The 10519-nt window shown below is 65.3% G+C and carries 7 protein-coding genes and 1 pseudogene; all 8 read left to right on the forward strand.

From position 1 onward, the window contains the following. The first annotated feature begins 368 nt into the window (after positions 1-368). Positions 369-2108: an ABC transporter permease gene (locus NW75_RS18635; protein ID WP_033966752.1), complete on the forward strand. Its 1740-nt coding sequence runs from the start codon at positions 369-371 to the stop codon at positions 2106-2108. A gap of 31 nt (positions 2109-2139) precedes the next feature. Then, positions 2140-3457: pseudogene (locus NW75_RS18640) on the forward strand (ABC transporter ATP-binding protein). 81 nt (positions 3458-3538) lie between these two features. Next, positions 3539-4741, forward strand: a complete 1203-nt coding sequence (locus NW75_RS18645) for a TetR family transcriptional regulator (RefSeq protein WP_171010547.1) — start codon at positions 3539-3541, stop codon at positions 4739-4741. 61 nt (positions 4742-4802) lie between these two features. Continuing rightward, a complete protein-coding gene (locus NW75_RS18650) occupies positions 4803-6116 on the forward strand; it encodes an MFS transporter (protein ID WP_171010546.1) in 1314 nt (437 codons plus the stop codon). Between the two features lie 393 nt (positions 6117-6509). Then, on the forward strand, positions 6510-7835 hold the full coding sequence (locus NW75_RS27530; protein ID WP_269430354.1) for a TonB-dependent receptor plug domain-containing protein: 1326 nt from the start codon (positions 6510-6512) through the stop codon (positions 7833-7835). After that, positions 7730-8635 (forward strand): TonB-dependent receptor domain-containing protein, encoded by a 906-nt coding sequence (locus NW75_RS27535; RefSeq protein WP_269430355.1) that lies wholly within the window; start codon positions 7730-7732, stop codon positions 8633-8635. Before NW75_RS27530 ends, NW75_RS27535 begins: the two co-directional genes overlap by 106 nt. A gap of 67 nt (positions 8636-8702) precedes the next feature. Continuing rightward, positions 8703-9917, forward strand: a complete 1215-nt coding sequence (locus NW75_RS18660) for a Ca2+-dependent phosphoinositide-specific phospholipase C (RefSeq protein ID WP_033966756.1) — start codon at positions 8703-8705, stop codon at positions 9915-9917. 59 nt (positions 9918-9976) lie between these two features. After that, the coding region (locus NW75_RS18665) for an aminotransferase class I/II-fold pyridoxal phosphate-dependent enzyme (RefSeq protein WP_156143071.1) at positions 9977-10519 on the forward strand (543 nt) is incomplete at its 3' end.

The raw sequence follows: 10519 nt of genomic DNA on the forward strand, positions 1-10519 counted from the left end.
ACGCGGCTGCGTCCGCAAACGCCGCCGGGGACCGCCAATGCTATGTTCGGGAAGGTGGGTCATGATGGCAGCGGAATGCGCCCCCATGCCGTAAAAAGTCCCCGGCGATCGCACCCCATTTCCGTGAAGAATCCATAAAGCGCAGCGATCGAAAGCCCCCGCTCCGCCCGCGATTGACAATGCTGCAGTGCGGGAGCAATCGCCCGACGTCGGCCGAATCGCCGACACTCAGGATCAAACAAGCAAATGCCAAGCGACAGTAGTCGACAATATGCGCCGTCGGGGGCGCCCGGCCGAGCCTGATCCGATCAGTCTCGCCCCGGGGTGGCCGTCGACGGCCGCCCGTGTGAGGTGAGACAATGCGTGAGATGCCCCAGATTGCCCGGGGTGTGCGGCCCTTTTCGCGCTTCTGGCGCGTCACGACGCCAAGCTGGGCCGACGCCATCGCTTTCCTGCTGCTTGCCGGTCTCGGCGTGCTCATCGTGCGCGGGGCGGAGGGCGTCGCGCAGCCGCTGTCGCAGCTCCGGCTCGACCCGGTCGCGCTCGATCCGTGGAACCTGCCCGCTTATGCTCTCCGCACCACGCTGCGCATGTTTGCAGCGCTTGCGGCATCGCTCGTCTTCACCTTCGTCGTCGCCACCCTCGCCGCCAAGAGCAAGCGCGCCGAGATGGTCATCGTGCCTGCGCTCGACATCCTGCAATCGGTGCCGATCCTCGGCTTCCTGACCTTCACCGTCACCTTCTTCATGGGCCTCTTCCCCGGCCAGCAATTGGGCGTCGAACTGGCGGCAATCTTCGCCATCTTCACCAGCCAGGCGTGGAACATGGCGTTCAGCTTCTACCAGTCGCTGCGCTCGGTGCCGAGCGACCTGGAGGAAGTCTCGCGCGGTTTCGCGCTGTCGCCGTGGCGGCGCTTCATCCGCCTCGAACTGCCCTTCGCCACGCCGTCCTTGGTGTGGAACGCGATGATGTCGATGTCGGGCGGCTGGTTCTTCGTCGTCGCGTCCGAGGCGATCAGCGTCGGCAATACCCGGATCATGCTGCCCGGCATCGGATCGTGGCTGGCGCTCGCAATCGACCGGCAGGATTTCCGCGCGGTTGGCTGGGCGGTCGCGGCGATGGCGGTGGTGATCCTGCTCTACGATCAGCTCGTCTTCCGCCCCGTCGTCGCCTGGGCCGATCGCTTCCGCTTCGAACAGACCGCCTCGCAGGACGGCCCGCAAAGCTGGGCCTATGATCTGTTCCGCCGCACCAAGCTGCTGCCCGTGCTGTTCGCCCCCTTCACCGCGCTCGGTCGCTTGCTGATGGCGATCGACCGCCGCCCGGCCCGCGCCGAACGCTCGCACCGCCGCGAAGCGCGCAGCCCGCTCGGCCAGATCCTGTGGCTCGCTTTGGTCGCCGCCGCTTTGCTCGCCGCCGCCTGGCTGGTGATCGGCTATGTCGCCGGTCACCTCGCCTGGCACGATGCGTTCACCGCCTTCGGCCTCGGCCTCATCACCATGGCGCGCGTGCTGGTGCTGATCGCTTTGGCCAGCCTGGTGTGGGTGCCGATCGGCGTGTGGATCGGCCTGCGTCCGCGCTGGGCCGAGCGGCTGCAGCCGGTCGCGCAGTTCCTCGCCGCCTTCCCCGCCAACGTGCTGTTCCCCTTCGCCGTCATCGCGATCGTCCACTGGCACCTCAACATCGACATCTGGCTGTCGCCGCTGATGGTGCTGGGCACGCAGTGGTACATCTTGTTCAACGTCATCGCCGGCGCCAGCGCCATCCCCAACGACCTGCGCGAGGCGGCAGGCATGTTCCGCGTGCGCAGCTGGCAATGGTGGCGCACGCTCGCCATCCCCGGCATTTTCCCTTATTATGTCACCGGCGCGCTCACCGCATCGGGCGGATCGTGGAATGCCAGCATTGTCGCCGAGGCGGTGTCCTGGGGCAGCGAGCGGCTCGAGGCGCATGGCCTCGGCACCTATATCGCCAAGGCCACCACCGCCGGGGATTTCCCGCGCGTGACGCTCGGCATCGCGGTGATGTCGATCTTCGTGATCGGCTTCAACCGCTTCCTGTGGCGCCCGCTTTATGCCTATGCCGACCGCCGCCTGCGCCTCGCCTGACCTTCGACCTTCAAGAGACTGGACCCGGACCATGGCCACCCTCGCCCGCACCGCCACCGCAAACACGCTGCTGAAAGTCGAACACCTCACTCACCGCTACGGCAAGGCCGGCAGCGGCGGGCTGCTCGTGCTCGACGATGTCGACCTGACGCTGCGCGAAAATGAAGTGGTCGGGCTGCTCGGCCGCTCCGGCTCGGGCAAATCGACGCTGCTGCGCTCGATCGCGGGGCTGATCGAACCCGACGAAGGTGCGATCGATTTCGTGCCCGACGAGAACGGCGCCGCCCCCAGCGTCAGCATGGTGTTCCAGACCTTCGCGCTCTTCCCCTGGCTGACCGTCCTCCAGAACGTCGAGCTCGGCCTGGAGGCACAGCGCGTCCCCGCCGAGGAACGCCGCACCCGCGCGCTCGCCGCGATCGATTTGATCGGGCTCGACGGTTTCGAAAAACGCCTATCCCAAGGAACTGTCGGGCGGCATGCGCCAGCGCGTCGGCCTGGCCCGCGCGATCGTCGTCAACCCGTCGCTGCTGCTGATGGACGAGCCCTTCTCCGCGCTCGACGTGCTCACCGCCGAGACGCTGCGTACCGATCTGCTCGATCTGTGGGCGGAAGGACGCATGCCGATCAAGTCGATCCTGATCGTCACGCACAATATCGAGGAAGCCGTGCTGATGTGCGACCGCATCCTCGTCTTCTCGTCCAACCCCGGCCGCGTCGCCGCCGAGATCAAGGTCGATCTGCCGCAACCGCGCGACCGGCTCGACCCGCCGTTCCGCGCGCTGGTCGATGACATTTATGCCCGCATGACCGCGCGCGCCGCGCCCGAACCGGCGCGCGACGGCGTGTTCCCCGGCACCGGCATCCAGATGGTGCTGCCGCGCGTCTCGACCAACTCGCTTGCCGGTCTGATCGAGGAAGTCGATGCCAGCCCGTTCAACGGCCGCGCGGCGATGGCCGACCTTGCCGACCAACTCCAGCTCGAAATCGACGATCTGTTCCCGATGGCGGAAACGCTGCAATTGCTGCGCTTCGCCGAATTGCAGGGTGCCAACATCCAGCTCACCCCCTCGGCGCGCCGCTATGCCGAGGCCGATGTCGACACGCGCAAGGCGCTGTTCGCACAAGCCCTGCTCGCGCACGTCCCGCTCGCGCAGCACATCAAGCGCATCCTCGACGAACGCGCCGGCCACGCCGCCCCGGCGCGCCGCTTCCGCGACGAACTCGAAGACCATATGTCGCCCGATTATGCCGAGGAAACGCTGCGCACGGTCACCCTGTGGGGCCGCTATGCCGAAGTCTTCGCCTATGACGAGGATGACGACCGCTTCTCGCTGGATGACGCGGTGTAAATAACGGCGTGCGCAATCAAGAATGCGGACAGTCGCCGGTTCGGTCGTGACGTGCCGCGCGACGTGCGATACGGAATGCCCATGCAGGTGAAGCACTCGGCCAATCAGGATGGCATCGGCGTGGACACGATCGTCGATGCCGCGCTCGACATCATCGTTCGCCAGGGCCTGTCCGAGCTGACGCTGCGCCCGCTTGCCGTGAAGATCGGCATGAGCGTCTCGGTCATTTCGGCGCGCATGGGCAGCAAGGAGCAATTGATCGACCGCGTAATCGAAGAAGCGGCCGCGCGCGATGGCCGTTTCTTCGCGCATTGGCTGGATCTTGCGGCCGCCGTGCCGACGGGCCCGCGCGGGCGTGCCACGCTTACCGACATCGCGTTTCGCGACTGGCTCGACACCGGTCGCAGCCAGGCATTGCTGCTGATCGAACTGGTGCATGACCGTGCCCTGCAGGCGACGGCGTCGCCATTGCTCGACGCATGGCTGGACCGTGCCGGGGCGTTCTGGTCGACGCTGGTGTTCGGATCACCGGGGCTGGCGGATCTGGCGCTGGGCTATATTCTCGACGAAGCCGGTTTCGCGCTCGGCGCAGGCGCAAACCCGGCATACACCTTGCTGCGGCTCCATTGCTTGCACCGCTTTGCCGACGGACTGTTTCCCCGACCGGTCGATGACGATGCGGCCGACGCGATCCCTCGACTGATCGCCGCGCTCGAATCGCGCGATCAGCCGACCACCGATCTCGACGACCCGAAGCGCCGCCGCATTGCCGACAGCGCCGCGCAGGTGATCGTCTCGCAGGGCATCGACATGGTCACGCACCGTTCGGTCGCGCTGGCGGCGGGCGTTCCCGCCTCGACCGTGGTCTATCATTTCGGCGCGCGCGGCGCGCTGGTGGTGGCTGGGCTGAACGCGGTCATCCAACGCTTCCACCTCTATCGAGACCGCGCACGCGCTGCGAATGTCGCGCCCAATGACGACAGCAGCGCGCGCGACCTGATCAAGGCGACATCGATGATCGCATTGGCCAGCGTGCGCGAGCCGAGCCTGGTCCCGCACGCACTCGATATGCGGCGGCGGCGCGGGGAGAATATCCGCGCGGTCGATCTGGAATCGCTGGGGATTGTCGATTCCCCGGGCTTTGATCGCGCGACCGGGCAAGTCATCTCGATCGCCCTGTTCGGGATGCAAATGATTGCGATGGCGCGCAAGCTGCCCGAGCGGGATTATTATCTCCGCGCTTTCGCGGCGCTGTCGGCATGGCGCACCACCCCAGCGGACTGATCGCCCGACCGTCATCGAAACGGCACATCCCCGCGCTACCGCGGCACTGTGGATGTTCAGCGTGCATGACCGAAGCGTACCCGCGCGCGCGCAATTGTTGGCGCTGTCGCTGCCGACCTTCGTGTTTGCGGGATATGACCTCACCCGCCACAGTTTCCTCGCCCCGTATTTGTCGTGTGAGCTTGGGCTGACCATCGGCGTGGTGGGGTGGCTGGTCACCCTTGCCAACTTCGCCTCGATCCCGGCAGAGGTGATGATGGGGGTGTTGTGCGATCGTGGATCGGCGCGAATCGGGCATCGCGCGCCGTGGATGCTGGGCGGCACCGTAGTGATCGTGCTCGCTGCAACGATGCTGCTGCAGGCAACGCGGTCGACCGGGGTGGGCACCATCGCTTTGGCGCTGACCGGGCTGGTGATGGGCTGGGCGGTCTGCAACGTCACCCATGGGGCCTGGGCGTTGGAGGTCTCCGCCAATGCGATCGGACGTGCCCGCGTCTTTGGGCTGCGGACGCTGTTCGGCATTGCCGGGGGCATCGGCTTTTCCCTGATCGGCGTCGCCCAGACCGGGCTGTTGCGGTCGCCGGTTATCGCGATGCTGCTGGTGATCATCGTCGCGACGCCAATAACCCACGGGTTTCTGATCGCGCTGGTCCCTGATCGCCAAGCCAGGGCGCGCGCGTGGCGATGGCGCACGGTGCTCGATCCGTTGCGCATTCCCTATGCCAGCCCGCAAAATCGGCGGCTTGCGGCGCTGTTCGCGCTCAACGGCGCACATACCGCGATCACCAGCACGGGGTATCTGTATATCACCGGGTCCGGCCTTGGCCTGCGCGCTTGGGGGCCGACCGGGGTTCTGGTGCAGGCGCTATGCGCGGCGCTTGGCATTGTCGTCGCGATCCGCCTGAGGCGGCATCTGTCTGCGCCTGTCCTGTTGCGCATTACCTTATGGGCCAATCTGCTGATGGCCGCCGCACTGATCGCCTTGCCGCCGCATCAGCCGGTGCCATTGATGCTGTGGAGCGTCCTGTTCGGGCTTTTCTCAGCGGTCGATTTCATGGCGCTGCGCGTCCTCCTCGGCGGTCGGCTGGACGCTGATGGCGGCCCGGATGCAGGCGAGGCACGGGCTGCCGCTTATTATGCGGGCTTCCATCTTCCCTTCAATCTTTGCGGCGCGCTTGCCACGGGTGTGCTGTTCCTAGGGTATAAGCTGCTGGGTTTCGATCCAAATACCGCGCGCGGCACTGCACAGGCGTTTGCGCCGGTTATCCTGTGCCCGGCTTTGGCCGAAATCGGCCTGATGGCCGTATCGCTTGGAATTCTGGCGAGATTTGTCGGATCGGTGCCCGTGTGGGGGCAGCATCGCCGTCGGCATTGATCTCAGCATTAACTGAACAAGTGTAATTTTCTTGTCATTGACCCTCGCTAATGGACCGCCATGCCCGCAGCCGAATCGGCGCGCACATTTGGGGGAATACACTATGCATACGCTCTCACTTTCCAGACTCTTGGCCAGCGCCGCGATCATCCTGTGCGCCGGGACCGTTACTGAACAAGCGTTCGCGCAAGACGCGACGACGGGCACCGGTACCAGCGCGAGCCAAGGTACGCGCACGGCACCGGCCGACGGGCTGGAAGACATCGTCGTCACCGCGCAGCGCCGCCGCGAAAAGGCGCAGGACGTGCCGATCGCGATCACTTCGGTCAGCGGTGCCGCGTTCGAAAAGACCGGCTATATCTCGCTGACGACCTGCAATATGTCGTGCCGGGCGTGCAATATGACCCGACCCAGGGTGCCGCCTTCCAGATCCGCGGTGTCGGCAGCACGTCGTTCGACTTTTCCAATTCCAAGTCGGTCAACGTCGTCGTCGATGACGTCGTCATGGACGCGCAGCGCGACAACGGCTTGACCGGCCTGACCGACGTGGCGCGTGTCGACGTGCTGATGGGCCCGCAAGGCACGCTGTTCGGCAAAAACTCGACTTCGGGCGTGATCGCAATCACCACCAACCGCCCCGAATTCGGCAAGCTCAGCGGCAATTTCTACGGCAGCTATGGCGAACGCAACGACCGCATCGTCAACGGCACCGTCAACGTTCCGCTCGGCGACGATGCCGCGCTGCGCGTGTCGGCGTTCGAACAGGGGCAGGACGGCAAGGGCCGCTATGTCGTGCTCAACCGTAACCTTGGCCGGGTCGATGAATATGGCGTGCGCGCGAAGCTGCGCTACCAGCCGCTGGAGCAGCTCGAATTCGTCCTGGCCGGCGAATATACCCGGCATTACGATACGTCGGTGCGCATCCCGGTGGGCGGCCCGGCCGGATCGGTCTATGCGCCGTCGGCCGCAATCACTGCGCAAATGATCGCGCTCGGCGTCACGCCCGGGCCGCAAAACGCCAGCAATGCCGACAGCTATCTCGGATCGATCGCCACGACCAACAAGGGCGGCTCGCTCCACGTCACCTATCAGATCGGGCGGAACACGCTGACCTCGATCACCGCCTATCGCGAAACGGCCTATGGCAACGACACCCCGGCGGACCTGCTGCCGAACACGATCTCGTCCTACATTCCGTTCAACATCGGCCGGCTGACGACCAACAAGTTCAGCCAGGAAGTGCATTTCGCCTCGCCGACCGGGCAGTTTTTCGAATATCTGATCGGCGGCTTCTACAACAAGCTCAATGCGCGGCAGACGCAGGTGCAATGGGGCACGCTGGGCGCGCCGCTGATCTCGGCTGCCGGCGTTCCCGCGCCGACGCTGTATGCGCTGACCGGTGCCAATGATCCGATCACCGGCAAGCTGCTCGGCAATACCGTGCTGTTCAACGCCCGCAACGAGACGGCGGCGGTGTTCGGCCAGACCAAATTCACCTTCACCCCGCAACTGAGCCTTACGCTGGGCGGGCGCTACAATTATGATTGGAACGGGCAGACGCTCGGCTACATCAACATCGATCCGATGACGATCGCGGCTATACGCCAAACTTCATCGCGACCAGCAACGCGCCGACCGCCGACTTCCGCACGGGCTCCAAAAAGGGTGGGCGCTTTACCTACCGGATCGCGCCGCAATTCACGATCAGCCCCGACGTGATGGTCTATGCGTCCTATTCGACCGGCTACAAGCCCGGCGGCGTCGCCTTTGTCGGCAACAAATATGATCCGTACAATCCGGAATCGGTGAAAAGCTGGGAAGTCGGCGTGAAGTCCGAATTTCTCAACCGCCGCGTTCGCCTGAACTTCGATCTCTATTCGTCGAAATACACCAATTTCCAGGCGACGATCCTCACCCCGGTCAGCACCGGCGTCGGCGGCTTCATCCTCGCCTCGGCGATCGGCAACGCGCCGGGCCTGCGCTCGCGCGGGTTCGAAGCGTCGCTGGCGGTGAAGCCGACGCGCGACTTCTCGATCGGCGGCGCGGTGACCTTCACCGACGCCAAGTTCACCGATTATGTCGCCAGCCCGACCGCCAATTACACCGGCACGCGGCTGACCAACGCGCCGCGCTGGTCCGCCACGATCAACGCCGATTACGGCACCGAGGTCAGTGCGGACCTGAAGGTGAAGGCGCATGTCGATTACGCCTATCGCAGCGATTCGCAGACGGTGACAGGCGCACAGCTTGGGGACTTGCTGGCCCCGGCGGTGAGCAATGCCGATGGCACCAAGACGCCCAATTCCAGCTATGCCTTCGTGCCGGCTTATGGCCTGGTCAACACCCGCTTCAGCTTGGCCAAGGTGAACGACACGGTCGAGGTCGGCGTCTATGCGCGCAACCTGTTCAACACCTATTTCTCCACCGGGTGGCAGATCTACGGCGCGCTCGGCCTGCTGCATTACACGTCGCCTAACGCCTATCGCACCGTTGGCGGCTACGCGAAGTTCAAATTTTGATCCTGCCGGGGCCGATGCGCAACCGCGCGTCGGCCCTGCCCCTCTTCCGCTATAGAAAGATATTGGCATGAAGAAGATCGCTCTCGGTCTCGGCCTTGCCGCGACCTGCGCCGTAACCGCGCTCGCCACCGTCGGTGCCAAGGACCGCCCCGCCGAACTGCGGCTGAACCAGATCCAGGTGCTGGGCACGCACAACAGCTATTCGCAGGGTGTCGACAAGCATTTGCTGGCGATGGCCGATGCGGCGATCGGGCCGCAACTCGCCATCTTCACCAGCCGCATGACCGGTGAGATGAAACGCTCGTGGGAGGAATATCATCCCAATCCCGGCAGCCTGAGCGACGGGCTGACCTATCGCTTCCCCTCGCTGACCGCGCAGCTCGACGCCGGGGTGCGCAGCCTTGAGCTCGACATCAACCACGATCCCGAAGGCGGGCGCTACGCCCATCCGGCGGGCTATGCCGCGCTGAAGGCGAAGGGCATTGCCGATAGCGAGATCGAGCCGCGCGATGCGACCGACATGGACAAGCCCGGCCTCAAGGTCTTCCACATCGCCGATTTCGACGTGCGGTCGAGCTGCAATCTGTTCCGCACCTGCCTGACCCAGCTCCGCCGCTGGTCCGACGCGCACCCGAACCATGCACCGATCTTCATCCTGGTCGAGGCCAAGAGCGACGCCCTCCCGATCTTCCCGGGATCGACCGCCCCGCTGAAATTCGACCGCGCGGCGTTCGACGAAATGGACCGCACAATCTTCGACGTGATCGGACGCGACCATATGGTCACCCCCGACCAGGTGCGCGGTACCTATCCGACGCTCGAAGCGGGTGTGCTGGCGCAGCATTGGCCAACGCTCAGCCAATCGCGCGGTAAGTTCGTGTTCCTGCTGCTGACCGCGCTCGATCCAGCGGCGCTGGCCGCCTATCATGAAGGGCACCCCAATCTGGAGGGGCGCGCGGCCTTCCTGCGCGCGACGCCGGGGCAAAGCTATGCCGCGTTCCTGCTGATGGACAATGCCACGCTGCGCGCTAAGGAAATCCCCGAGCGCGTCGCGCAAGGCTATCTGGTGCGTGCACGCGCCGACATCGAAACCTATGAGGCCAAGGTCAACGATCTGTCACGCGCCAATCAGGCGTTCCGCAGCGGCGCACAGGTCGTCTCGACCGATTTCTACAAGCCCGGCAATGGCTATGGCACCAATTATGTCGTTCGTTTGCCCGGCGGTGGCGAAGCGCGCTGTAATCCGGTGAATGCCCCGAAGGATTGCGCGCTCAACCGCTGAGCCGCAAAATGTGACGGCGCGCGCTTGCGTCATCGGCCAGCTTTGGTATAGGCCGACCGATGACGCTCCTGCTCGCTCAGCAAAACGATTTGACCACGCTCGACTCCGCCGCGCGGCTACGCCGCCTGCAACCGCGCACCGGGCTGGATTTTTCGTCCAACGATTATCTCGGCCTCGCCCGCGCGCAGCGCTTACGCAACGCGGTGGCGGCGGCGCTGGCGCGCGGGGTTTCGATCGGGTCGGGCGGGTCGCGGCTGCTGCGCGGCAACGATCCCGAGCATGAAGCGCTCGAAGCCGAGGCCGCGGCCTTTTTCGGCAGTGAAGCGGCGCTGTTCTTCTCCAGCGGCTATGCCGCCAATGCCGCCTTGCTGTCCACGCTGCCGCAGCGCGGCGACCTGATCGTCCATGATGCGCTGATCCATGCCAGCGCGCATGAAGGCATGCGCCTCGCCCGCGCCGAAAGCGTCGCCACGCCGCATAATGACGCGGGCGCGGTCGATCAGGCGATTGCCGAGTGGCGGCGGCGCGGCGGCACGGGTCGGGCGTGGATCGCGGTCGAAAGCCTCTACAGCATGGATGGCGACCGCGCCCCGCTCGCAGAT

This window comes from Sphingomonas sp. Ant H11 (assembly GCF_000797515.1).
In the GTDB taxonomy this organism is placed as follows: Bacteria; Pseudomonadota; Alphaproteobacteria; order Sphingomonadales; family Sphingomonadaceae; genus Sphingomonas.

Excerpts from the sequence above, each read along its gene's own strand:
- NW75_RS18645 (WP_171010547.1), top strand. The coding sequence starts at position 3,539 with ATGCAGGTGAAGCACTCGGCCAATCAGGATGGCATCGGCGTGGACACG.
- NW75_RS18635 (WP_033966752.1), top strand. The coding sequence starts at position 369 with ATGCCCCAGATTGCCCGGGGTGTGCGGCCCTTTTCGCGCTTCTGGCGC.
- NW75_RS18660 (WP_033966756.1), top strand. The coding sequence starts at position 8,703 with ATGAAGAAGATCGCTCTCGGTCTCGGCCTTGCCGCGACCTGCGCCGTA.